The 23,638-nt window shown below is 68.0% G+C and carries 24 protein-coding genes; 12 read left to right on the forward strand and 12 right to left on the reverse strand.

Translation table 11 applies throughout. The features are described from left to right. The first annotated feature begins 110 nt into the window (after window positions 1-110). Genes OXM58_04805 through OXM58_04815 form a run of 3 tightly spaced genes read left to right on the forward strand, consistent with a single transcriptional unit; the run spans window position 111 to window position 1,710 of the window. Window positions 111-686: a Uma2 family endonuclease gene (locus tag OXM58_04805; protein ID MDE0147669.1), complete on the forward strand. Its 576-nt coding sequence runs from the start codon at window positions 111-113 to the stop codon at window positions 684-686. Between the two features lie 15 nt (window positions 687-701). Continuing rightward, window positions 702-1,193, forward strand: a complete 492-nt coding sequence (locus tag OXM58_04810; GenBank protein MDE0147670.1) for a DUF3859 domain-containing protein — start codon at window positions 702-704, stop codon at window positions 1,191-1,193. Further along, window positions 1,171-1,710, forward strand: coding sequence for a DUF3859 domain-containing protein (locus OXM58_04815; protein ID MDE0147671.1), 540 nt, complete (start codon window positions 1,171-1,173; stop codon window positions 1,708-1,710). The genes OXM58_04810 and OXM58_04815 overlap by 23 nt, the downstream gene beginning before the upstream one ends. Before the next feature lie 13 nt (window positions 1,711-1,723). Here OXM58_04815 and OXM58_04820 read toward each other — a convergent pair whose 3' ends face one another. The 3 genes from OXM58_04820 to OXM58_04830 all read right to left on the reverse strand — a co-directional run bounded on the left by OXM58_04820 (window position 1,724) and on the right by OXM58_04830 (window position 5,138). After that, window positions 1,724-2,851 (reverse strand): nicotinate phosphoribosyltransferase, encoded by a 1,128-nt coding sequence (locus OXM58_04820; protein MDE0147672.1) that lies wholly within the window; start codon window positions 2,849-2,851, stop codon window positions 1,724-1,726. A gap of 41 nt (window positions 2,852-2,892) precedes the next feature. Then, a complete protein-coding gene (locus OXM58_04825; GenBank protein MDE0147673.1) occupies window positions 2,893-4,275 on the reverse strand; it encodes a 3-deoxy-7-phosphoheptulonate synthase class II in 1,383 nt (460 codons plus the stop codon). A gap of 110 nt (window positions 4,276-4,385) precedes the next feature. Then, the gene (locus OXM58_04830; protein ID MDE0147674.1) at window positions 4,386-5,138 is read right to left on the reverse strand and encodes an SDR family NAD(P)-dependent oxidoreductase; all 753 of its coding nucleotides are present in this window, start codon (window positions 5,136-5,138) and stop codon (window positions 4,386-4,388) included. A gap of 159 nt (window positions 5,139-5,297) precedes the next feature. Between OXM58_04830 and OXM58_04835 the strand changes: the two genes are divergently transcribed. From OXM58_04835 to rpsI, 4 genes are all read left to right on the forward strand, one after another. Then, window positions 5,298-5,717, forward strand: a complete 420-nt coding sequence (locus tag OXM58_04835; GenBank protein ID MDE0147675.1) for a PaaI family thioesterase — start codon at window positions 5,298-5,300, stop codon at window positions 5,715-5,717. Window positions 5,718-5,825: 108 nt separating this feature from the next. Further along, entirely contained in the window at window positions 5,826-6,455 is a 630-nt protein-coding gene (locus tag OXM58_04840; protein MDE0147676.1) for a hypothetical protein, read from the forward strand. 199 nt (window positions 6,456-6,654) lie between these two features. Continuing rightward, entirely contained in the window at window positions 6,655-7,137 is a 483-nt protein-coding gene (gene rplM / locus OXM58_04845; protein MDE0147677.1) for a 50S ribosomal protein L13, read from the forward strand. A 191-nt stretch (window positions 7,138-7,328) separates the two neighbouring features. Next, the gene (gene rpsI / locus OXM58_04850; GenBank protein ID MDE0147678.1) at window positions 7,329-7,724 is read left to right on the forward strand and encodes a 30S ribosomal protein S9; all 396 of its coding nucleotides are present in this window, start codon (window positions 7,329-7,331) and stop codon (window positions 7,722-7,724) included. A 46-nt stretch (window positions 7,725-7,770) separates the two neighbouring features. Here rpsI and OXM58_04855 read toward each other — a convergent pair whose 3' ends face one another. Next, window positions 7,771-8,142: a hypothetical protein gene (locus tag OXM58_04855; protein ID MDE0147679.1), complete on the reverse strand. Its 372-nt coding sequence runs from the start codon at window positions 8,140-8,142 to the stop codon at window positions 7,771-7,773. Between the two features lie 115 nt (window positions 8,143-8,257). On the opposite strand from OXM58_04855, the gene argC reads away from it, so the two are divergent. Continuing rightward, the gene (gene argC / locus OXM58_04860) at window positions 8,258-9,316 is read left to right on the forward strand and encodes an N-acetyl-gamma-glutamyl-phosphate reductase (GenBank protein ID MDE0147680.1); all 1,059 of its coding nucleotides are present in this window, start codon (window positions 8,258-8,260) and stop codon (window positions 9,314-9,316) included. Window positions 9,317-9,326: 10 nt separating this feature from the next. Here the strand turns inward: argC and OXM58_04865 are convergent, their stop codons facing one another. After that, complete coding sequence (locus tag OXM58_04865; protein MDE0147681.1) at window positions 9,327-9,938, reverse strand: nuclear transport factor 2 family protein; 612 nt, start codon at window positions 9,936-9,938, stop codon at window positions 9,327-9,329. Between the two features lie 106 nt (window positions 9,939-10,044). Between OXM58_04865 and OXM58_04870 the strand changes: the two genes are divergently transcribed. Both OXM58_04870 and OXM58_04875 read left to right on the forward strand, forming a co-directional pair. Further along, window positions 10,045-10,695, forward strand: a complete 651-nt coding sequence (locus OXM58_04870) for a class I SAM-dependent methyltransferase (protein ID MDE0147682.1) — start codon at window positions 10,045-10,047, stop codon at window positions 10,693-10,695. 28 nt (window positions 10,696-10,723) lie between these two features. Beyond that, a complete protein-coding gene (locus tag OXM58_04875; protein ID MDE0147683.1) occupies window positions 10,724-11,371 on the forward strand; it encodes a class I SAM-dependent methyltransferase in 648 nt (215 codons plus the stop codon). Between the two features lie 201 nt (window positions 11,372-11,572). Here the strand turns inward: OXM58_04875 and OXM58_04880 are convergent, their stop codons facing one another. The 4 genes from OXM58_04880 to OXM58_04895 all read right to left on the reverse strand — a co-directional run bounded on the left by OXM58_04880 (window position 11,573) and on the right by OXM58_04895 (window position 17,156). Next, complete coding sequence (locus tag OXM58_04880; protein ID MDE0147684.1) at window positions 11,573-12,667, reverse strand: alcohol dehydrogenase family protein; 1,095 nt, start codon at window positions 12,665-12,667, stop codon at window positions 11,573-11,575. 52 nt (window positions 12,668-12,719) lie between these two features. Beyond that, window positions 12,720-13,442, reverse strand: coding sequence for a DNA alkylation repair protein (locus OXM58_04885; GenBank protein MDE0147685.1), 723 nt, complete (start codon window positions 13,440-13,442; stop codon window positions 12,720-12,722). Between the two features lie 64 nt (window positions 13,443-13,506). Beyond that, window positions 13,507-16,218, reverse strand: a complete 2,712-nt coding sequence (locus OXM58_04890) for a valine--tRNA ligase (GenBank protein ID MDE0147686.1) — start codon at window positions 16,216-16,218, stop codon at window positions 13,507-13,509. A gap of 95 nt (window positions 16,219-16,313) precedes the next feature. Next, window positions 16,314-17,156 carry a helix-turn-helix domain-containing protein gene (locus OXM58_04895; protein MDE0147687.1) on the reverse strand — a complete coding sequence of 281 codons (843 nt, stop codon included), beginning with the start codon at window positions 17,154-17,156 and terminating at the stop codon, window positions 16,314-16,316. A gap of 165 nt (window positions 17,157-17,321) precedes the next feature. Between OXM58_04895 and OXM58_04900 the strand changes: the two genes are divergently transcribed. After that, window positions 17,322-18,221 (forward strand): fatty acid desaturase, encoded by a 900-nt coding sequence (locus OXM58_04900; protein MDE0147688.1) that lies wholly within the window; start codon window positions 17,322-17,324, stop codon window positions 18,219-18,221. A gap of 8 nt (window positions 18,222-18,229) precedes the next feature. Further along, entirely contained in the window at window positions 18,230-19,003 is a 774-nt protein-coding gene (locus tag OXM58_04905; GenBank protein ID MDE0147689.1) for a PhnD/SsuA/transferrin family substrate-binding protein, read from the forward strand. Between the two features lies 1 nt (window position 19,004). On the opposite strand, the gene pntB is transcribed toward OXM58_04905, so the two are convergent. The 3 genes from pntB to lpdA all read right to left on the reverse strand — a co-directional run bounded on the left by pntB (window position 19,005) and on the right by lpdA (window position 23,594). Further along, window positions 19,005-20,414: a Re/Si-specific NAD(P)(+) transhydrogenase subunit beta gene (gene pntB / locus OXM58_04910; protein MDE0147690.1), complete on the reverse strand. Its 1,410-nt coding sequence runs from the start codon at window positions 20,412-20,414 to the stop codon at window positions 19,005-19,007. 4 nt (window positions 20,415-20,418) lie between these two features. Then, the gene (locus OXM58_04915; protein MDE0147691.1) at window positions 20,419-21,987 is read right to left on the reverse strand and encodes a Re/Si-specific NAD(P)(+) transhydrogenase subunit alpha; all 1,569 of its coding nucleotides are present in this window, start codon (window positions 21,985-21,987) and stop codon (window positions 20,419-20,421) included. 185 nt (window positions 21,988-22,172) lie between these two features. Continuing rightward, entirely contained in the window at window positions 22,173-23,594 is a 1,422-nt protein-coding gene (gene lpdA, locus OXM58_04920; GenBank protein MDE0147692.1) for a dihydrolipoyl dehydrogenase, read from the reverse strand. Window positions 23,595-23,638 lie beyond the last annotated feature (44 nt).

The raw sequence follows: 23,638 nt of genomic DNA on the forward strand, positions 1-23,638 counted from the left end.
CATCGCAATGCCGCCGAAACGGAGCGCGCAGGCGACAGCGGTTGCCGCGCCTACTGTCCCCGATACGGATATGCTATGGTTGGCGCATCGTCAGTTCGGAGACTGGAGACATGGCCCCGCCCCAGGCGGCCCGAAAACCCCTCGAACGCCCCGCGACCTACCAGGACGTGATCGACGCGCCGACGCACATGGTCGCCGAGGTCGTCGAAGGGGCGCTCCATACTCACCCGCGACCGGCAATGCCGCATGCGCGCGCCAGTTCCGTCCTCGGCGGCAAGATCGGCGATCCCTTCGACTTCGGCGAAGGCGGTCCCGGCGGCTGGTGGATCGTCTTCGAGCCGGAACTTCACCTCGGCGAGGACATCGTCGTGCCCGACATCGCCGGCTGGCGGCGCGCGCGGATGGCCGAGTTTCCCGACACGGCTTTCGTTACCCTGGCGCCGGACTGGGTCTGCGAGGTGCTTTCGCCCTCGACCCGCGATCTCGACCGGCACGGCAAGCGCCCGGTCTATGCCCGCGAAGGCGTCGCCCACCTCTGGTTTATCGACCCGGCGGCGCGCGATCTGGAAGCCTTCGAACTGCGCGACGGCGAATGGGTCCTGATCGCCACGGCGCGCAATGCCGATCCGGTCTCCATTCCCCCCTTCGAAGCGATCAGCTTTCCGCTGGACGCCCTCTGGCCGTAGCGCCCAACGCACCCCATGCGCATATTCGCCGCCCTGCCGATCGTCCTGATCGTTGCCGCCGCCGGCCCGGCATTGGGCGGGCCTCCGATCTCGGTCGTCGATTACGGCGTCTACAAGCTCAGCGTCGACCACCGGGCCGCGGCGCAGCGGGCGATCAGCGGCGAGCGCAACGTCGTCTCCAACATCCGCATCTTCCGGCGCACCCGCACGGTTTTTGCCCAGTTGGGCCGGAGCTTCGGCTATCGCTTCAGGATCGCCGATCCGACGTTGCTCGGCCGGCAGCTCACGCTGCGCACCGCCTTCCCGCCGCTGCAGGATCCGCAGACCGGGCGCACTGGCACGTCGCAGTCGCGCCCGTTCATGCCGCTGTCGAGCGGCGTCTACTACGACGGCTACCGTTTCGACTACCTGTGGGAACTGGCCGAAGGGCTCTGGCGCTTCCAACTGCTGGACGGCGAGACGCTGCTGCACGAGGAAGTGCTGCGTGTCGTGGTTCCGCTCAACTAGACCGGCCCTCCCGGCGCTGGCGCTGATCGTTGCGGCCGGCGTCGCAGCCACGACGGCGCGCGCGCAGGACGAAGCGTCCTGGAAAATCCGCGAAAACGGCGTCCGGATCTTCGACTACGGCATCTATGGGCACAGCGACCTCGGCCAGGTCGAGGCGCCGGGCGACCTCTCGGGCTGGCGCTTCACGGCGGCCAACGTCCGGCTCCTGCGGCGGACCCAGACGATCCTCGCGCAACCGCGCCTCACATTCGGAATGCGCTTCCAGGTGAGCGACGCACGCCTGATCGGCAGAACCCTCGCCCTAGTCATACGGTTCCCCAAGATGACCAACCCGGCGACCGGCCGGTCGGGCAGCGTCCTGGTCGACCGGTTCGTGGCCATCGGCATCCTGCGGCGGCAACTGTTCCGCTTCGACCATATGTGGGAAATGGCGGCAGGCCGGTGGACAATGGCGGTGCTCGACGGCCGGCGCGTCGTCGCCGAAGTCCCGTTCAGGGTCGTTGCCGCCTTCAACTGAACCGATAGCAGCGCTATTTGCGGAGCAGGAATTCCCGGCCGATCTTGACCTGGGGCCGGCCGGCATATTCGACGACGTCGGCGGTGGCGTAGGTCTCGTGCCAGTCGTCGGGCAGGAAGCTGCCGGTGCCGATCGCGTCGACCGGTGCGTGGGCGATCGCCATGACCCGGCATTTTGCCGGGCCGAATCCCGAAGAGGCGACGATCCGCACGGCGCCGAAGCCGGCGGCGTCGAGCTCCTCGCGCATCGTCCAGATCGCCGCAGCGGAAACGCCGGGTCCGATCAGGTGGCGCAGTTCGGCCTCGCTGCGATAGCCCCGGATCGATTCCGGCGCGTTGCGGTCGAGCACCGAATAGGCGATCGACGGGTCGAGCCCTTCCATGTAGCGGCTGCCCGGCGTATCGAGCCGGACGGACAGCCGGCCGGAGGCCGCCAACTCCGGAAATGCGCGGCAGACCTGAAGCGAATCCGACACCTCGCGGCCGAAATAGTCCACCAGGATGGTCAGGTCGTCGTCCGGATAGGCCTCGTGGAACATTTCTGCCGCCCGCAGCGTCGAGCCGGCATAGCCGATGATGGCGTGCGGCATGGTGCCGATGCCGCCGTCCCGGCCGAAATAATGCGCCGTCGCCGACGTGGCGTTGCCGACGAAACCGACCGCGCCGACCTTGCGGCGGGCCCGGCCCGACCCGACGCTGGCGGCATAGGCCATCATCTCGGCCATATCCGTCCCGGCGCAGTGCCGCGCGTCGAAGCCGAGAAAGGCGACCTTCGGCAGCTCGGTGCACATGACATCGGCGTTGTAGGCCGCGACGCAGGCCGCGCCGAGCTTCTGCAGGAACAGGGTTTCGAGATCGACGAGATGCTCGAACGGTCCTGTGAGATAGAGGATCGGTTCGCCCGCGCCGACCCATTTGCCTTCCGGATATCGCAGGTCGATCCCGATGGCGACGCCGCGCTCCGCCGCCATCGCCTCCAGCCAGTCGATCATCAGCCGCGGCGCCGAGACGACGGGCCGGCGCATGAAGATCGCATAGGTGACGGTGACGTCGCCGAACTTGCGTACGATGCCCTTGGACCGGTTGAAATAGGCATCGGTCCAGGCCGCGACATCGGCCTCCGCAGGACGGGTCTTGTTCACCGCCGGCCCTTTCGAAGTCCACTCCCGGCGTAGCCGGAGGCCTATTCCGCCGCGACTTGCAGGCCGGCCCGCTGGCGGCCGGCTTTCAGCATTTCCGCGATCAGGAAAGCCAGTTCCAGCGCCTGGTTCGCGTTCAGGCGCGGATCGCAATGGGTGTGGTAGCGGTCGCCGAGGCGCTCTTCGGTGATCTCCTGCGCGCCGCCGGTGCATTCGGTGACGTCCTGGCCTGTCATTTCGAAATGCACGCCGCCGGCATAGGTGCCTTCGCCCTCGTGCACTTCGAAGAAGCCGCGCACCTCTTCGAGAATCCGGTCGAACTGCCGGGTCTTGAAACCGTTGGTGGCCTTGATCGTATTGCCGTGCATGGGATCGCACGACCAGACGACCTTGCGCCCTTCGCGCTCGACCGTGCGGATGAGCGGCAGCAGGCCGGCGCGCACCTTGCCGGCGCCCATGCGCGCAATCAGGGTCAGCCGGCCGGGGATGTTGTCCGGGTTCAGGATATCGATCAGGCGGATCAGCTCGTCCGGATCGAGGCTCGGCCCGCATTTCAGGCCGATCGGGTTGCCGACGCCGCGCAGAAACTCGACATGGGCGCTCTCCGGCTGGCGCGTCCGGTCGCCGATCCAGAGCATGTGCGCCGAACAGTCGTACCAGCCGCCTGTCAGGCTGTCCTGCCGCGTCAGCGCCTGTTCGTAGGGCAGCAGAAGCCCCTCGTGCGACGTGAAGACACTGGCTTCACGGACATGGGGCGAGGTCGAGGCGTCGACGCCGCAGGCCGCCATGAAGTCGAGCGCCTCGGTGATCCGCTCCGCCAGTTCGACATAGCGCCGTCCGAACACGTCGTCCCGGATGAAGTCCTGGGTCCAGCGGTTGACCTGGTGCAGGTCGGCAAAGCCGCCCAGCGCGAAGGCGCGGACCAGGTTCATGGTCGCGGCCGACTGGTTGTAGGCCTGGATCATGCGCGCCGGATCGGGCACCCGGGCATCCGCCTCGAAATCGATGCCGTTCACGATATCGCCGCGGTAGGACGGCAATTCCCGGTCGCCCTGCCGCTCGACGTCCGACGAGCGCGGCTTGGCGAACTGGCCGGCCAGCCGCGCCACCTTCACCACCGGCAGCGACCCGCCGTACATGAGCACGACGGTCATCTGGAGCAGCACCTTGAAGGTGTCGCGGATGTTGTTCGGCGTGAATTCGGCGAAGCTCTCGGCGCAGTCGCCGCCCTGGAGCAGGAAGGCCCTGCCCTCTGCCGCCAGGCCGAGCTGGCGGGTCAGCTCCCGCGCTTCGCCGGCGAACACCAGCGGCGGATAGCCGGACAGAGTCGTTTCGACCTGCCGGAGCCGCGCCTCGTCGTCATAGACCGGCATTTGAAGCGCCGGCTTATCGCGCCAGGACTCCGGCGACCACTTTTCGGCGGACATCGCGCACCTGTGTCATGTTTCGGGTGCAGAATTCGGGGCCGATCCGGCCCGACCCGAAAAAGCTAGGGCGCGCCGGCGGCAATGCCAACTGCGCCCATGGTTGCGGCTTTTTATCCTGCGGGCTGGACGTTCAGCCGGTTCCAGGTCGGCGAAATCAGGATTTCGTTGACGCAGACCCGCGGGTGCAGGCGGGCGACGAAGCGGATGGTCTCGCCCATATCTTCGGGCTGCATCATGCGCACGCGCTCCTCTTCCGGCACCGGGATCGGCCGCTTGTCGAGGATCGGCGTGTTCACCTCGCCGGGCATGACGGTGCAGCAGCGGATGCCGTTCTTCCCTTCCTCGAGATTGAGATGGGCGGCCATGGCGCGCATGCCGTGCTTGGTCGCGTTGTAGCCGGGGCCGGTGAGCAGGGTGTCGTAGCGCCCGGCCCAGGAGGAGACCAGGATCAGCAGGCCGTCGCCCGCCGCGCGCATCGCCGGCAGCACCGCCTGCACCGCGTTGTAGGAGCCGTTGAGGTTGACATCCACAATCAGCTTCCAGCCCTCGGGTTCGATCCGGCTCCAGGAGCGGTCGGGGATATTCGTGCCCGCCGAATGGACCAGAATGTCGATCGTTCCGTGCCGGTCGCGGATTTCGTCGGCCGCAGCCGCCATCGCCGCGCCGTCCGCGACATCGACCGGCATCGCCGCGGCCATACCGCCCTGCGCGGCGATCCGCGCCGCCGTCTCGTCGAGCACATCCCTGCGGCGGCCGGACAGGACGACGACGGCGCCGTCCGCCGCCAGCGCCTCGGCCCCCGCCGCGCCGATCCCGGTGCCGCCGCCGGTGACCCACGCCACCTTGTTCGCCAGTTCGCCCATTGCCGCCGTTTCTCCCCGTTCGACGAAAACGCCGGCACTGAAGTCGTGGCGCCGGACGTGCCGGCCCTGCTATTGAGGGCGCGCCGAACCACGCTACGAAGTCGGACGCAACGGGTCAATCGCCGGCCCGGCGCCGGCATAGCCCCAAACATGCAGCCGATGGACAACACCCCCCTGATCACGCCGGATGACTTTCACGCAGAGACCGACAATCGCCGCTGGTTCGGTACCTGGCTGGGCGGCCGGATCGCCGCGCTTGGCTGGGGTACGGCCGAGTTCCGGCTGCCGATCCGCGACGAGTTCCTGCGCGACGGCGGAACGGTCGCCGGGCCGGTCCTCATGGGCGCGGCGGACATCGCGCTGTATGCCGCCGTGATGACCGCCTATCCGGACGGCCGCAAGTCCGTGACGTCCGACATGACCATGCACTTCCTGCGCCGGCCCGCGGGCGCTCTGCTCAGGGCGCGGGCGGAGCTGGTGAAGACCGGCCGGCGGCTCGCCACGGGGCGTATCGAGTTGTCGATGGACGACGATCCGCGCCTCGTCGCCCATGTCGCCGGCAGCTACGCCCTGCCGTGAGCCCCGATCCTGACGGTTTTGCCTTCCGGCCGCCGGGTCCGGCCGGACCGGCCGGAAAGGGGCGATCGAACGAAGCCGGGAAGGAATAACCCCAGGAAGGATTCACCGATGCGCAAGCCCGCTTCCATGAAGGCCCTCGAAACCCTCGGCCGGGTCCGGTTGTCGGAGCATTTCTTCATGCGCGAGATGCTCTACAGCGAAATCGCGAACTTTCACGGCATCCCGAACATCCCGGATGATCCCGACCTTGCCATCGCTGCCGGAACCCGGCTTTGCGAGGAACTGCTCGAACCCCTCCACGCCACCTTCGGCCATGTGACGATCCGCTCGGCCTTCCGCTCCGTCGCGTTGAACCGCTTTGGCCACGAGCGCCGGACATCGGGTTACAACTGCGGCGAGACAGTGTGGAACCATTCCCGCCATGTCTGGGACCGGCGGGATGCCGACGGCCTCATGGGGGCGACCGCCTCCATCGTCATCCCCTGGTTCCTTCCACGCTACGAAGCGGGAACCCCCTGGCAGGCCCTGGCCTGGTGGATACACGACCACCTGAATTATTCGGACATGGCGTTCTTCACGAAATACGCCGCCTTCAACCTGCGTTGGCACGAGAGGCCGAACCGCCGCATCGACAGCTTCGCGCCGCCCAGGGGATGCCTGACCAGGCCGGGCATGGCGAACCATTCCGGAGACCACTCCGCAGCATATCCCGGCTTTCCCAGGCTCCGGCGGCACTGACCTGCACCTCTTGCGGTAATAATTTACCACAATAATAAATTATTGGAATTATTGACGATTTGCCGCTTGACGCTGCGATTTCGCGCGCCTATCTGTCGCCGCGCTCACCGATATGCTCCCGGTCTGCCCAACGCGCCCCGCCGGCGCCGCGGGGTGCGGCCGGGCGAGAGACTCTTCCAGACGCACCGGATCCAGCCCGATGAAAACCTACTCGGCAACGCCGTCCGACATCGAGAAGAAATGGTGGCTGATCGACGCCAAGGACCTGGTGCTCGGCCGGCTCGCCGTCGAGGTGGCCGACCTGCTGCGCGGCAAGCACAAGACCACCTACACCCCGCACATGGATTGCGGCGACCACGTCGTCGTCGTCAACGCCGAAAAGATCCACCTGACCGGCAACAAGCGGGCCGGCAAGCGCATCTACTGGCACACCGGGTATCCCGGCGGCATCAAGAGCCGCACGATGGAACAGATTCTGGAAGGCAGGCACCCCGAGCGGGCGATCCTGAAGGCCGTGCAGCGCATGCTGCCGCGCGGGCCGCTGGGCCGCCAGCAGTTTTCCCACCTGCGCGTCTATGCCGGCGCCGACCATCCCCATGAAGCGCAGCAGCCCGAGGCGCTCGACCTGGGCGCGCGCAACCGCAAGAACAGGCCCAAGAACAGAGAGGCTGCGACCCGATGAGCGCAACCGAAACCGCCGAAACCGCCGAAACCGCTGCCGAAGAAACCGCCGCCGAAGCTGCCGGCCCCGAAGACACGGGCAGCGGCGAACAGTTGAGCGACCTGGACAAGGCGGCGGCGACCCTGGCCTCCCTGCTGCCGACGGGTGCGGCCGCGGCGGCGGAAGACGCCGGCAGACCGGACGAACCGAAACTGGACGCCCAGGGCCGGGCTTACGCGACCGGCAAGCGCAAGGACGCCGTCGCCCGGGTCTGGATCAAGCCGGGAGCCGGACGGGTCAACGTCAACGGCCGCGACGCCGAGATTTATTTCGCCCGCGCCACCCTGCGCATGGTGATGAACCAGCCCTTCGAGGCGGCGGACCGCCGCGACCAGTTCGACGTCATGGCCACGGTCTCGGGCGGCGGCCTCAGCGGCCAGGCCGGCGCGGTGCGCCACGGCATTTCCAAGGCGCTGGCGAATTTCGAGCCGGGGCTGCGGCCGGTCCTGAAGAAGGGCGGCTTCCTGACCCGCGACAGCCGCGTCGTCGAGCGCAAGAAATACGGCAAGGCCAAGGCCCGCCGCAGCTTCCAGTTCTCGAAGCGCTAGGCGGCATCGGGGCGCTGCTGCGATCCCGGCGCCCGGCAGCCCGCAATCAGTCCCCGTTCTCGTCCTCCTCCGCCCCTTCCGGCAGGGGCTGGGTCGCGACATGCTCGACATAGCCGCGCAGCGTATCCATCCGCTTGCGCAGCGTGATCTTCGGGATCGGGCCGAAGCCGAACATGTAGGCGTGCATTTCGACGCTGGTCTCGTTCTCCGGATCGTCCTCGCTCTCGCGCAGGAACACCGCGAACTCAGAGGGATTGCGGAACAGGCGGCCGAGCAGGCCGACATTTTCCTTGACGTGAAAGGCCCAGCCGTCGTCGTTCAGAATGCGGAAATGCGGCTGGTAGAACAGCGCGCGCATGAACACGGACAGGTCGTTCGCCGAGCGGGCGATCGTCAGGGTTTCGGAGAGACGGGCCATTAAGCCTTCTGGACCTCGGGCGGCGTCTGACTAGTTCGCTGCCCACCTACAGCAGTTTGGCGCGAACGGGAATGGGCCGAAATATCGGCGGGCGCGCGGAATACGGGTCGATGTCATGAGCACAGGCGAGATCAGGGTCGGCGTCCTCGGCGCAAGCGGCTACACCGGCGCCGATCTCGTGCGCCTCGCGATGACCCACCCGAACCTCCGCATTACGCTGATGACGGCCGACCGGCACGCCGGCAAGCCGATGCAGGCGGTGTTCCCGCATCTCGGCCCCCAAACCGGCAAAGTCGATCTGCCGGATCTGGTGACCGTCGCGGAGGCCGACTGGGACGCCTGCGACGTCGTCGTCTGCGGCCTGCCCCACGGCACGACCCAGGAGATTATCGCCGGCCTGCCCGGCCATCTGAAAATCGCCGATATGTCGGCCGATTTCCGGCTCCGCGATATCGGGACCTATGCCGAGTGGTACGGCCACGCCCATCGCGCGCCGCAGCTGCAGCCGGAAGCGGTCTACGGCCTGACCGAATACTATCGGGACGCCGTTGCCGAAGCCCGGCTCGTCGCCTGCCCCGGCTGCTATCCGACCGCCGCCCTGCTGCTGATCCTGCCGGTGGTCGGCGCCGGCCTTATCGACCCGGCCGATATCGTGATCGACGCCAAGTCCGGCACGTCCGGCGCCGGGCGCGGCCTCAAGGAAGGCACGCTGTTCTGCGAGGTCGCCGAGGGCATCCACCCCTACGGCGTCGCAAGCCACCGGCACGCGCCGGAGATCGAGCAGGAAGTGTCGCTCGCCGCCGGCCGCGAGGTGCTGGTCAATTTCACGCCGCACCTGATGCCGATGAACCGGGGCGAGCTGCTGACGACCTATGTCCGGCTGAGCGGCGGCACGACCGCTGCGGACCTCAGGGCCTGCCTCGAAGCGCGCTATGCGAACGAGCCCTTCGTCCATGTCGCGCCGGAGGGCATGGCGCCGGCGACGCGCCACGTCCGCGGCTCGAACCATGTCCTGTTGCAGGTCTATGCCGACCGGCTGCCCGGCCGGGCGATCCTGGTCTCGACGCTCGACAATCTGGTCAAGGGCTCTTCCGGGCAGGCGATCCAGAACGTCAACCTGATGTTCGGCCTGCCCGAAACCGCCGGGCTGGAGCAGGCGCCGCTGTTTCCCTAGCCGGGCCGGCTCAGCGCAGCCAGTCGAGCGGCCCGCCGTCCAGCCAGGCCTTGCCGCAGGCGTAGAGCCGTTCGACCTCCGGCCCCCTGAGCCCCGGCATGTCGCGCTTGACGTCGTAGCCGATCTGCGTCTGGAGATAGGCGAGATGGCGGTATCCCGCCGGAAACCGCGCCAGGACTTCGGGATCGAGCGCGACGGTCGCCGCCGGATCGACCGGGTCCATCCGGTCCTTTTCGTAGATCGGCTGGCGCAGGACAAAGCCCCAACGGCCGCCGCGCCGCTCGATGAAGTCGCAGAAGCGGCCGGTGCAGACGACGTCGACGAGGACGCCGTGGACCTCGGCGCGCTGGGAGATCGTCATCTTGGTCTGGCAGACCGCGCGGTCGCCGTTCAGCTCGACCGACGTGCCGCCGAGGAAATGCAGGATGCTGACGCCGCGTTCCCAGCCCGCCCTGTTCATGGCGATGAATTCGTCGCCGGTACCCTGGGTCCAGGTCGCCATCATCATGCCGTCGGGGTGCCAGACGGTGCGGAAGCGCTCCCAGTCGCCGGCGTCGCGCCAGAGCACCCAGTTCTCGATCAGGTCGCGCAGGGCGAGCCGGTCCAGGGTTTCCCGGTCCACCGTCGGTCTCCTTGTTCAATGTTCAACGCAGGGGAAGCGCATCCATTCGCGCGATGGCAAAGTGGCGCCGCGCCGCTAGGATAGCCGGAACGGAGGAGAAATCCACATGTCCTACATCGCCGAAGAAGGCACCTTCCTGAAGCGCGCCCACGACGTGCGCACGATTGCCGAAACGCGCCAATTCTACTCGGAGTGGGCGGAGACCTACGACGCCGAGCTGACCGGGGATCACGACTATGTCCAGCCGCGCCGCAGCGCCGCAATGCTGTCCCGTTTCCTGCCGGACCGCGGCACGGCGATCCTCGATGTCGGCTGCGGTACCGGACTGGTCGGCGCCGTCCTCGCAGAGACCGGCTACCGCGCCGTCGACGGCTGCGACCTGACGCCGGGTATGCTGGAGAAGGCGCAGGAGCGCGGCATCTACCGGCGGCTGTTCGAGGCCGACCTGAACCGGCCGCCGCTCGGGGTCCGTGACGGCGCCTATGGTGCGGCCGTTGCCGTCGGCGTCTTCAGCTTCAGCCTGATCCATCCCGACGCGCTGGACGAAATCCTGCGCCTGCTCGCGCCCGGCGCGCCCCTGGTTATCGGCGTGAACGCGGATTTCTACGCCGAAGGCACGCTGGCGCGGAAGCTGGACGCCCTCGTCTCCGCCGGCCGGATCGAACGGCTTGCCGACGAACATGGCGACCATATCAACTCGGCGGGCATGACCGGCTGGGCCGTCGCCATCCGCAAGGCGCCGGTGGCCTCAGGCTGAACCTGCCGGAGCAAAGGGAGAATTTGGCATGGTCGACACGCCGCGGAACGGCCGTTTCCTCAAGACCGTCTATCAGGTGCACGATCCCGTCGAGGTCCGCGATATGTACGATCGCTGGGCGGCGTCTTACGACACCGAACTGATCGAGGAGAACGGCTACGCCCAGCCGCTTCGCTGCGCCGAAATGCTGGCGCGCTACCTGACGGACCGCCGGGCCGAAATCCTCGATATCGGCTGCGGGACCGGCCTGTCCGGCGCGGCCCTGGCCGAAGCCGGCTACGGCGTCATCGACGGCTGCGACTTTTCCGCCGGCATGCTGGAGAAAGCGCGCGGGACCGGCTTCTACCGCCGGCTGTTCGGTGCGGACCTGAATACGCCGCCCCTCGATGCGACCGACGGCGCCTACGATGCGGCCGTCGCCGTGGGCGTCTTCGGCTTCGGCCACATCCAGCCGGAGTGTCTGGACGAAATTCTGCGGATCGTGTCGCCCGGCGCGCCGCTCGTGATCGGCCTGAACGAGCATTTCTACGAAGACGGCGCCCTGACTGCCAAATTGAACGCGCTCGCCGCGGACGGCCGGATCGACCGGCTGGCCGAGGAGCATGGCGAGCATATCCGGGGCACCGGCGTGACCGGATGGGTCATCGCCGTGCGGAAGACCGGCGCCGGCGGCTGAACGAAGGCGGGCCGTTCCCTATTCGGGGATTGCTCCGCGAAAGAGAAATGCGCATCTGGAATCCCCCCTCCCCTTAGGGGGAGGGGTATGCGGCGGTCGAATCCTTGACGGTACCGACGTTGGCGCGCTGCCGAACGACCCCTCCCCTAGCCCCTCCCCCAAGGGGAGGGGGATTCGGTCAGTGCCACTCTGGCAGAGCAATCACCCCGGCGGGATGAGGACGAGCTTGCCGACGAAGGTCTTGGCGAGGAATTCCTCCTGTGCCCGGCGGATGTCGCTCAACGGGAACGTCTTTGCGACCAGCGGGCGGATTTCGCCGCGCTCGATGTAGGAAACCAGGTTCTCGAACACCGCATCTTCCTGGAAAGTGCAGCCGAGCAGCGTCAGGTCCTTGAGGTAGAGCGTCCGCACGTCGAGCTCGACCAGCGGCCCGGCGATCGCGCCGGCCGTCGCATACCGCCCGCCGCGCCGCAGAATATCGAGCAACCCCGGCCAGGACGGCCCGGCGACGAGATCGACAACCGCGTCGACACTGTCCCGCCCGACCGCGGCCACCAGATCGGCCCGGCGATCGACGACTTCGTCAGCCCCGATGGCTCGCAGCGCGTCTGCTTTCGCCGCGCTTGCCACAGCGACGACATCGGCGCCACGCCGTTTCGCGAGCTGCACTGCCGCCGACCCGACGCCGCCCGACGCGCCGGTCACGAGCACCCGCTCCGCCCCGACCGAGGCCCGGTGCAGCAGGTTTTCCGCCGTCGAGTAAGCGCACGGGATCGACGCCAGTTCCGCGTCCGACCAGTCGCAGTCGACCCTGTAGGCTTCGGCGGCGGGCGCCGTGGCGTATTGCGCGAACGCGCCGTCGCACTCCGAGCCGAAGGTCCAGCATTCGAACGGGCGATGGCCGACCGGGCTGCGCATCATGCTGCGGACGATGAGGCGCTCGCCGATGCGGTTCCGGTCCACGCCTTCCCCCGTGTACACGATCCGGCCGCAGCAATCGGCGCCCTGGATGCGGGGAAATTCCAGCGCGGCGCCCGACCAGCCGGCGTCTGCGGCGTCGACCTCGTCGAACCCGCCGGCGCCGCCCGCATCCGTCGCATCGCCGACGGATTTCGAATACCAGCCGATGCGCGTGTTGATGTCGGTATTGTTGACGCCCGCGGCACCGACTTCGATGAGCACCTCGCCGGGGCCGGGCGCCGGCACGGGAACGTCGGTGCGGTAGTGCAGCTTGTCGAGGCCGCCGTGGCCGACCAGTTGAACGGCCGCCATGCGCGAAGGGATTGTCGGAGTCATATCGGCACCCGATCGTCGCTGTTCCGGAAAAATCAGGGGTGTCGCCGCGGATTCAGGCCGGAGCGGCGGGGCCGGACCGGCGGGCGTTCCGGTTCCTGCGCTCCAGGTGCTTGAGCGCTTCGCGCCGGCTCAGGACGGAAAGCCCGGGATTCGCTGCGACGAACGCCAGGACCCAGGCCGGGTCGGTCTTGGAATACTCGCGCAGCGCCCAGCCGATACCCTTGCGCAGGAAGAACTCCGGGTCGCCGATGGACGGCCGGATCGCGTCGGCCAGCAGCGCCGTATCCGTCTCGCTCTTGGCCCGAAGCTGGGCGAGGATCGCGGTCCGCCGTTTCCAGATGTCGTCGTCCTCGGCCCATTCGCGCAGCACAGCCGTCACCGGGCGGGGATGGGCGGCAAGCATGGCCCCCATGCCCCGGTTCGCGATCGCGTCCACATAGTCCCACCACGCGCCGGTAACCACCAACTCTTCGACCATGGGAAGCCTCGCCGGCTCCAGCCAGTGCGAGTAGCGCTTGAAGTGTAAAAGCCCGATCGCCGCGTAGCGTTCCTCGCGGTGGGCGGCCCGGCGCCACAGGTCGAGAATCGCCGCCTCCCAGGCGTCGGCGTCGGGCAGCGGGTGCGCCCTGAACACGGCAGCGACGATGCGCCGGCAGTGCGGCACGCTGACGCCGAAATAGGGCATGTCGGATTTCATGTATGCCTGCTGCTGCGGCGCCCTCACCGGGTCGGCGGCTGCGCGCAGGGCGGCAATGACGGAATTTCGAAGATTCATCGGACGGCCGGCCACTAGAGCGATTCTCTGAATTGACGGGCTGCCGGAACCGCCGCCCCGGCCCTCAGGCGGCTTCCAGGCGTTTCAGCGCCTCGGACAGCTTCGCCCGGGCGCGGTCGGCCTCGTCCCGGCGCTCCCGGTTTTCCTCGACCACGTCCGGCGGCGCCTTGGCGAGAAAGCCCCGGTTCGACAGCTTTTTGTCGATCTTCGCGATCTCGCCGTCGGCCCGGCCGATCTCCTTGCGCAACCGGGCCTTTTCCCGGTCCAGGTCGATGACATCGGCGAGCGGCAGGACGACGGTCGCCTCGCCGACGACGTCCTGGATCGAGCCGGGCGGCACGGCGTCGCCGAAGCGGATGTCCGACAGGCGCGCAAGCCGGTCGATCAGGGCGCGGTGCGCGGCGACGCGATCCCGGGTCCCGGCCGATGCGCCTTTCAGGATCAGCGGAATTTTCGCGCCGGGCGGCACGTTCATCTCGCCGCGCACCGCCCGGATGCGCGAGATGATTTCGACGAGCCAGCCGAGTTCGCCGTCGGCGGCATCGTCGATCAGCGCGCCGTCGATGGCCGGCCAGTCGGCGGCGATCAGCAGGCTGCCGCCCTTATGGCTGCTTCCGGGGCCCGTTTGCTCCCACAGTTCCTCGGTCAGGAACGGCATGAAGGGATGCAGCATGGTCAGCGCCTTATGGAGCGTCCACAGGGCGGTCGCCCGAGTCTCGGCCAGTACCGCCGGGTCGTCCGACTGCAGCAGCGGCTTGGCGAATTCGAGATACCAGTCGCAGTAGCTGTGCCAGACGAACTGGTAGAGTTCGTGCGCCGCCTCGTTGAATCGGTAACCCTCGATGGCCGCCTTGACCCGCGGTTCGAGCTGCGCAAGCTGGCTGACGATCCAGCGGTTGACCCGGCTCTCGTTGGCCGCCGGGTCGAAATCCGGCCCGTAGGCCGCCTCGTTCATCTCGCAGAAGCGCGCGGCGTTCCAGATCTTGGTCGCGAAGTTGCGGTAGCCGGCGATCCGGCTCTCGGCGAGCTTGATGTCCCGCCCCTGCACCGCAAGCGACGCCAGGGTGAAGCGCAGGGCGTCGGCGCCGTATTTGTCCATCAGGTCGACGGGATCGACCACGTTGCCCTTGGACTTGGAGTATTTCTGCCCCTTGCCGTCGCGCACCAGCCCGTGGATGTAGACATCGGCGAAGGGCACCCGGCCCGCGCCCTCCCCGTCGCGCATGAAATGCATGCCCATCATCATCATCCGGGCGACCCAGAAGAAGATGATGTCCTCGCCGGTGACCAGCACGCTGCCGGGATAGTAGCGCGCCAGTTCCGGCGTCTCGTCGGGCCAGCCCAGGGTGGAGAAGGGCCAGAGCGCGGACGAGAACCAGGTATCGAGCACGTCGGTGTCTCGCCTTAGCGCCGTCGGCGCGCCGTAATGCGCATCGGCCGCGGCCTGCGCCTCTTCCTCGGCCTCCTCGACGAAGATTTCGCCGTCCGGGCCGTACCAGACCGGCACTTGATGACCCCACCAGAGCTGGCGCGAGATGCACCAGGGCTGGATGTTGCGCATCCACTGGAAATAGACCCGGGAAAACTGCTCCGGGACGAACGTCGTCCGGCCGTCCTCGACCGCTTCGATACAGGGTTTCGCGAGCGTCCCGGCATCGGCGAACCACTGGTCGGTCAGATAGGGCTCCAGCGGCACCCCCGAACGGTCGCCGTGGGGCACGCTGTGCCGGTGGTCTTCGATTTGCTCCAGCAGGCCCTGCGCTTCGAGATCGGCTACGATCCGGCGGCGCGCCTCGAACCGGTCGAGGCCGCAATAGGCCTCCGGCGCGTTGTCGTTGATCCGGGCGTCGGCGTCGAGAATGTTGACCATGTCCAGCCCGTGGCGCTGGCCGACCTCGAAATCGTTGAAATCGTGCGCCGGGGTGATCTTGACTGCGCCGCTGCCCTGCTCCGGATCGGCATAGTCGTCGGCCACGATCGGCAGGCGCCGCCCGACCAGCGGCAGGATCGCGTGCTTGCCGACCAGGTCGCGATAGCGGTCGTCCTCCGGATGCACGGCGACGGCGGTGTCCCCCAGCATGGTCTCCGGCCGGGTCGTCGCCACGACGATATACCGGCCCTCTTCGCCCTCGACCGGATAGCGCAGATGCCAGAGATGGCCGTCGACCTCGCGCTGTTCGACCTCCAGGTCCGAGATCGCCGTGTGGAATTTCGGGTCCCAGTTGACCAGCCGCTTGTCCCGGTAGATCAGGCCTTCCTTGTAGAGCTGCACGAAGACGCGCAACACGGCGCGGGACAGGCCCTCGTCCATGGTGAAGCGCTCGCGCGCCCAGTCGCAGGTCGCGCCCAGCCGGCGCAGTTGCTTCAGGATCGTGCCGCCGGATTCCTCCCGCCAGGCCCAGACCTTTTCGATGAAGGCTTCGCGGCCGATCGTCCCGGTGTTGCTGTCCTTCTGCGGGACGCCGCGGTCGAGGGCGACGCCCTGCTCCGCCAGCATCCGTTCGACGACCATCTGGGTCGCGATGCCGGCATGGTCGGTGCCCGGCTGCCACAGCACGTTGCGGCCCTGCATCCGGTGGAAGCGGATCAGGATGTCCTGGATCGTGTTGTTGAAGGCGTGGCCGAGATGCAGGCTGCCGGTGACGTTGGGCGGCGGGATCATGATGGCGTAGGGTTCGCCGCCGGCCTCGGGATCGGCCCGGAAGGCGCCCGCCGCTTCCCAGCGTTCGTATTGCCGGCCTTCCACGGTTTCGGGCCGGTAGGTCTTGTCCAACATGATGCGCCGCGCCGCCGGTTTGATTGTCGTGCCGCGCACTATCCGCGCGCCGTCCGGCCGGTCAATGGCGGCGTTGTCGCCCGGCCGTAACGCCGTCAATTTCCCCAGCGTTCCCTGACCCAGCGGGCGGCGCGGTCGGGGCCGATATCGGCGTTGCGGATCAGGGTGTCGAACTGGACGGTCAGCGCCCGGACCTGCTCCGTCCGGGTGATCACCAGATAGGCCCGGCCGAGGAAGACGGCGGCGCGCAGCGGGCCGTAGATGGTCTGCGGCACGGCGAACTCGCGGCGGCCGTCGAACAGGAACAGGCGGAAGGTCGGATACAACTCCTCCAGCCGGTCGGCGACGAGGGCGATCTGTTCGGCGCGGATCGCCGGATCGAGCTCGGCCCAGATCCCCTCCCCCCGCGCGATGTTATCGAGGGTCTGCCACGGCATGCAGACCTCGATATCGGTTTCCGGCCGTCGCGAATAGTCGAGCTGGCGCTGGCTCAGCGACCGGCGCGCCTCGATCTGCGAGCGGCCGCGGAAGCGGAATTCGAACCCGGTCACCATCTCGTGGCGCAGCAGGTCGGGCACGGTCGACGGCACATAGCGGATCTTGTAGCCGAGGGCCTCCCGATACCAGGTCCAGAACCGCTCCTCGTCGGCCGGGCCCTCGGCCTGCTCGACCGTGAGCGCCGGCGCCACCTCCGCGACCGTCGCCTCGTCCTGGCTCAGGCCGAGCAGCCAGTCGAGGGTCACGCCGTTGGCCTCGGCCAGCCGGGCCAGGGTCTCGGCCCGCGGCAGCCGGGTCGAACCGGCGGAGAGAAACTGGGTCAGCGCCGAGCGGTCGACGCCGGCGTTGCCGGCGAACCGGCTGAGATTGCCGCCCGACCGTTCGATCAGGAGCGAGACGCGGTCCTGGAAGACCCGGGAGAGGTCGCGTTTGTCGATCATGGCGCGGTTCGGCAGACTTTCGAGCTGTTGTGCAAAATAACAAAAATTGCGTACGCGTTACAATAATCCATAATTCCATCGATAAACACAAATTGCACCGTTCCGGGCATCGATTTTATTGTGCGTGCACCCAAATCGAGCAGGAGCGGTTTCTTGGCGCGCCGGATGGAATGGCCGACGGTGGCGGTAGCGGCGGGCGTCTACGGCGCCTGGGTAGGCCTGCTGGCCGCGACGCCCTTGATCGGCGCGACGGCGGCGGCGCTGCTGATGATCCCGGTGCTCGTGCTGCACTCCTCCCTCCAGCACGAGATCATGCACGGCCACCCGTTCGGCGACCGGCGGCTGAACGACCTGCTCGGCGCGCCGGGGCTGGGCCTGTACCTGCCCTACGGCCGCTTCGCCGATACCCATCTGGCGCACCACGCCACGCCCGACCTGACCGAACCGCTCGCCGACCCGGAGAGCTACTATGTGCGGCCGGAGGATTGGCAACGCTACGGGCCGGTGCGGCGCGGCATCCTGCAGGCTAACCGGTGCCTGGCCGGCCGGATGCTGATCGCGCCGCTGTTCTTCACCCTGGGCCTGCTGCGCCACGACCTGCGCGCCATCGCGCGGGGCGACCGCCGCATCCTGCGCGCCTGGCTGGCCCATCTGGCGACCGTGCCCGCCGTGCTCGCCCTCGTCGTCCTCGTCGGCGGCATCCCGCTCTGGCTCTACGCCCTTGCCTGCTATGCGGCGCTTTCGGTCCTCTCGATCCGTACCTTTCTCGAACACCGGGCCGTCGCGCCGTTCCGCGAACGCAGCGTCATTATCGAGCGCGGCGGACTGCTCGGATTCCTGTTCCTGAACAACCACTTGCACGCCCTGCATCATGCGCAGCCGGAAGTCGCCTGGTACCAGCTGCCGGCGTTGTACCGCCGCGAGCGCGAGCGGATTTTGCGCCTCAACGACGGCTATGCCTATCCGTCTTACGGCGCCGTGATCCGGCGCTACCTGCTGGCGCCCAAGGAACCGGCAGTGCATCCTGGCGCGATGCCGGAAACACCATCCGCGCCATCCGGTTGAACGCCGCCATGCCGGGACTTGCCCAGCTCCCGATGTACGACTGGCCCGAGGTCCGGGCCGGGACCGACGCCCTGTGGGCCGCCATCGCCGCAAACCTGGCGGCGCTCGGCATCGACGCGCCGGACCGCCTCGACCGGACGACGCCGGCCGGCGACGCCTGGATTTCGCCGGACCTGCTGGTCGGCCAGACCTGCGGCCGGCCCTATGTCAACGGCCTCGCCGGCCGGGTGGCGCTGCTCGGCCGCCCGACCTATGACGCGGCGGGCGCCGGGCCGGGGCGCTATTGCAGCATCCTGGTCGCGCGGAGCACGGACGGGCGGACGCGCCTGGGCGATTTCCGCGGCGCCGTCGCCGCCTGCAACGGCGAAACCTCGCAATCCGGCTGGGCGGCGCTGATCGATTCGCTGCCGGACGGCGAAACCCTCGACGGCTTCTTCGGCGCCGTCCGGCTCACCGGCACCCATCGCGGGTCGATCCGGGCCGTCGCCGGCGGCACGGCGGATATCGCCGCTATCGACTGCGTCGCCTGGGCGCTGGCGCTGCGCCACGAGCCGGCAGCCGGCGACCTGAAGGAAATAGGCCGGTCGCCGGACTATCCGAGCCTTCCCTTCATTACCGGCAACCGCCGCAGCGCCGAAGAGGTCGCGCGCGTCGGCGAGGCGCTTCGCCGGGCCGTCGCCGACCTCCCCGGCCCGGCCCGCGACGCGCTGCTGCTGACCGGGATCGAGGATGCCCGGCCGGACGACTACGACTGCCTGAGGGAGAGCGGGCGCGCCGCCTGAGCTACAGGCTCTTCAGCACCTCGTCGAAACTGTCCTTGGCGTCGCCGAACAGCATCCGCGTGTTCTCCTTGTAGAACAGCGGGTTGTCGACGCCGGCATAGCCGGTCGCCATGCTGCGCTTGGAGACGACGACAGTGTTCGCCTGCCAGACCTCGAGCACCGGCATACCGGCGATCGGGCTGTTCGGATCCTCCTGGGCCGCCGGGTTGACGATGTCGTTGGCGCCGATGACGAGCACCACGTCGGTCTGCGTGAAATCCTCGTTGATCTCGTCCATTTCCAGAACGATGTCGTAGGGCACCCTGGCCTCGGCGAGCAGCACGTTCATGTGCCCCGGCAGGCGGCCGGCGACCGGATGGATGCCGAAGCGCACGTTGATATTCTTGCCGCGCAGCCGGTTGGTGATCTCGCTGATCGTGCCCTGGGCCTGGGCGACCGCCATGCCGTAGCCCGGCACGATGATGACCTCTTTCGCGTCGCCCAGCATGGCCGCGGTTTCCTCGACCGAGGTCGGCACCACCTCGCCGCCCTCGTCCGCCGCCGCCGAACCGCCGGAGGTGCCGAAGCCGCCCAGGATCACGGCAACGAAATGCCGGTTCATGGCGCGGCACATGATGTAGCTCAGGATCGCACCGGATGAGCCGACCAGGGCGCCGGTGACGATCAGCAGGTCGTTGGAGAGCATGAAGCCGGTCGCCGCGGCGGCCCAGCCGGAATAGCTGTTCAGCATCGAGACGACGACCGGCATGTCCGCCCCGCCGATCGCCATGACCAGATGCGCGCCGATGACGAAAGCGATGGCGGTCATGACCAGCAGCGGCCACAGGCCGTCGGGGACGGTGTCCGCAGCAAGGAAGAGACCCATCAGGACCAGCGACACGATAATGCCGGCGAGGTTCAGCAGGTGCCGGCCGGGAAGCATCAGCGGCTTGCCGGAGATCGAGCCCTGGAGCTTGCCGAAGGCGATGACCGAGCCGGTGAAGGTGATCGCGCCGATGAAGACGCCGAGATAGATCTCGACGTCGTGAATCGTCTTCTCGACGCCCTTGTAATGCTCGGCCGTCGCCGGATCCACGTAGCTGCCGATGCCGATCAGCACCGCCGCCAGCCCGACGAAACTGTGCAGGATGGCGACCAGCTGCGGCATCTGGGTCATCTCGACCTTCAACGCCACCGAAATGCCGATGATCGCCCCGACGATCATGGTCGGGACGAGGATCATCAGCGGCACCTCGACATCGGCAACGTCGAGGAACACCGCCACGATGGTCGCCACCATGGCGATCGCCATGCCGACGATGCCGTAGACGTTGCCGCGCCGGGAGGTTTCCTGGTTGCTCAGCCCGCCCAGGCTGAGGATGAACAGGACGGCGGCGCCGATATAGGAGACGGCAATCAGACCGGTCGCCATGGCGTCAGCTCTTCCGGAACATCTGCAGCATCCGCTGGGTGACCAGGAAGCCGCCGAAAATGTTGATAGTGGCGATCAGGCAGGCGACGGCGGCCAGCGCCAGCACGAGGGTCGAGCCGCTGCCGAGCTGGACCAGCGCGCCGACCACGATGATGCCGCTGATCGCGTTGGTGACGCTCATCAGCGGCGTGTGCAGCGCCGGCGTGACGTTCCAGATCACCTGGAAGCCGACGAAGACCGCCAGCACGAACACCGTAAAGTGGTTCAGGAAGGACGGCGGCGCGAAGGCCCCGACGAAGGCGAGCGCGATGCCGCTGATCACGAGCAGGACGGCGGCGCGGATCGCCTTCTCGCGCACCGTCAGCTGCTTCGGCCCGATCTTGGCCGGCGGTTCCTTCGGTTTGGCGGCGGGCGTCGCGGCGGAGAGTTTCGGCGCCGGCGGCGGCCAGGTGACCGCGCCGTCCTTGATCACCGTGGTACCGCGGATCACCTCGTCGTCCATGTCGACGTTAATGACGCCGTCCTTCTCCGGCGTCAGGTCGCTGAGCAGGTGGCGCAGGTTGGTGCCGTAAAGCTGGCTCGACTGGGTCGGCAGGCGGCTCGGCAGGTCGGTGTGGCCGATGAGGGTGACGCCGTGCTTCGTCACCACCCTGTCCGGCTCGGTCAGTTCGCAGTTGCCGCCCTGCTCGGCCGCCAGGTCGACGATCACGCTGCCGTCCGTCATGGATTTCACCATGTCGGCGGTGATCAGCTTCGGGGCAGGCTTGCCGGGGATCAGCGCCGTGGTGACGATGATGTCGACCTCCTTCGCCTGCTCGGCGAACAGCGCCATCTCGGCCTCGATGAATTCCTTGGACATGACCTTGGCGTAACCGCCCGCGCCGCTGCCCTCCTCCTCGAAATCCAGTTCGAGGAATTCGGCGCCCATGCTCTCGACCTGCTGCTTGACCTCGGGCCGCGTGTCGAAGGCGCGGACGATGGCGCCCAGGCTGACCGCCGCGCCAATGGCGGCGAGGCCGGCGACGCCGGCGCCGATCACCATGACCTTGGCGGGCGGCACCTTGCCGGCGGCGGTGATCTGGCCGGTGAAGAAGCGGCCGAAATGGCTCGCCGCCTCGACGATCGCCCGGTAGCCGCCGATATTGGCCATGGAACTGAGCGCATCCAGCTTCTGCGCGCGCGAGATGCGCGGCACGGAATCCATCGCCAGCACGGTCGCGTTGCGCGCCGCCAGCCGGTCCATCAGGGCTTCGTTCTGGGCCGGCCAGACGAAACCGATCAGCGTGCCGCCCTCCTTCAGCAGGTCGGCCTCGTGCACGCCCTCCTTCGGATGGTCCGCCGGCGGGCGCACCTTCATGACGATGTCCGATCGCCAGATGTCCTGCGCCGACGTGCCGATCGCAGCGCCGGCCTCGCGATACAGGGCGTCCGGGAACTTGGCGGCCTTGCCGGCGCCGCTCTCCACGGTCACGGCGAAGCCCAGCTTGACGATCTGCGCCACCGTATCCGGCGTGGCGGCGCAGCGCATCTCGCCCTTGTGGACTTCCTTCGGAATCCCGATCGTCATCGCCATGCGGATGGATCCCCCGTCAATGTCGCGCATCGAAGTCGCGGCAGAAGCGGCGGGTCGTACGGACGCCAAGCCGCGACCCGGCATATACCGGCCGCGCCGCCGCGCCTCAAACCGACAATCGGTCCCATGCAGCGGGTATTGCGGGGCCGCGCCGTACCGTTGGCACCCGCCTGCGCCGCGCCCCTTCAGAAATGCACGACGCGGCCGTAGGCGTCGAGGACGGCTTCGTGCATCATTTCCGAGAGCGTCGGATGCGGGAAGACGGTGTGCATCAGGTCGGCCTCGGTCGTCTCGAGGGTCTTGGCGATGCCATAGCCCTGGATCAGCTCGGTGACCTCCGGCCCGGCCATGTGCGCGCCGAGCAGTTCGCCGGTCCCGGCGTCGAACACGGTCTTGACCAGCCCCTGGTCGTCGCCGAGCGCGATCGCCTTGCCGTTGCCGGCGAAGGGGAAGCGCCCGACCCGGACCTCGTGGCCGGCCTCGACCGCCGCCGCCTCGGTCAGGCCGACGCTGGCGACCTGGGGATGGCAATAGGTGCAGCCGGGAATGAGGCTCGTGTCGAGCGGATGCACGTCCGGGACGCCGGCGATCTTCTCGACGCAGATAATGCCCTCGTGGCTCGCCTTGTGGGCCAGCCAGGGCGGGCCGGCGACGTCGCCGATGGCGTAAACGCCGGGCTCGCCGGTCTCGCCCCACGGGCCGATCCGGATGTGGCCGCGGTCGACCGCAACGGCGGTGTCCTCCAGGCCGAGTTCCTCGACATTGCCGGTAATGCCGATGGCGAGGATGACCTTCTCGACCGTCATCGTCTGCGTGCTCCCGCCGCTCTCGACCGTCGCCGCAATGCCGTCCCCGTTTCCGTTTGGGCCTTTCTCGAGCCCGGCGACCGTGGCGCCGGTCAGGACCTTCATGCCCTGCTTCTCGACCGCCTTTCGCACGAAGGCCGAAATTTCCGCGTCCTCGACGGGCAGGATGCGGTCGAGCATCTCGACCACCGTCACCTCAGCGCCGAGCGTGCGGTAGAAGCTGGCAAACTCGATGCCGATGGCGCCGCTGCCGACGACCAGCAGGGATTTCGGGAAGCTCTCCGGCACCATGGCTTCCTTGTAGGTCCAGATGTCCGCACCGTCCGGCTCCAAGCCCGGCAGGGTGCGCGCCCGGGCGCCGGTGGCGAGGACGATGTGCGGCGACGACAGGGTGGCGGTTTCCTTGCCATCCTTCAGAACGGCGAGCCTGCCCTTGCCGGCCAGCCGGCCGTGGCCGTCGAACACCGTCACCTTGTTCTTCTTCATCAGGTGCTTCACGCCGGCGTTGAGCCGGGCGGCGACCTTGCGCGAGCGCTTGACCACCTTGCCGATATCGAAGGCGACATTGTCCGCCGACAGGCCGAAATCGCCGGCATGCTGCATCAGGTGGTAGACCTCCGACGTGCGCAACAGCGCCTTGGTCGGGATGCAGCCCCAGTTGAGGCAGATGCCGCCGAGATGCTCGCGCTCGACCAGCGCCGTGTTCAGGCCGAGTTGCGCCGCGCGGATCGCCGCGACATAGCCGCCCGGCCCGCCGCCGACGACGATGAGATCGAAACTGGTATCGGATGTGTCGGCCATGGCGCTCTTCACCACCGGTTCGGGTTACGGCGACGCTGGGGACG

This window comes from Rhodospirillaceae bacterium (assembly GCA_028819475.1).
GTDB lineage: Bacteria > Pseudomonadota > Alphaproteobacteria > Bin65 > Bin65 > Bin65.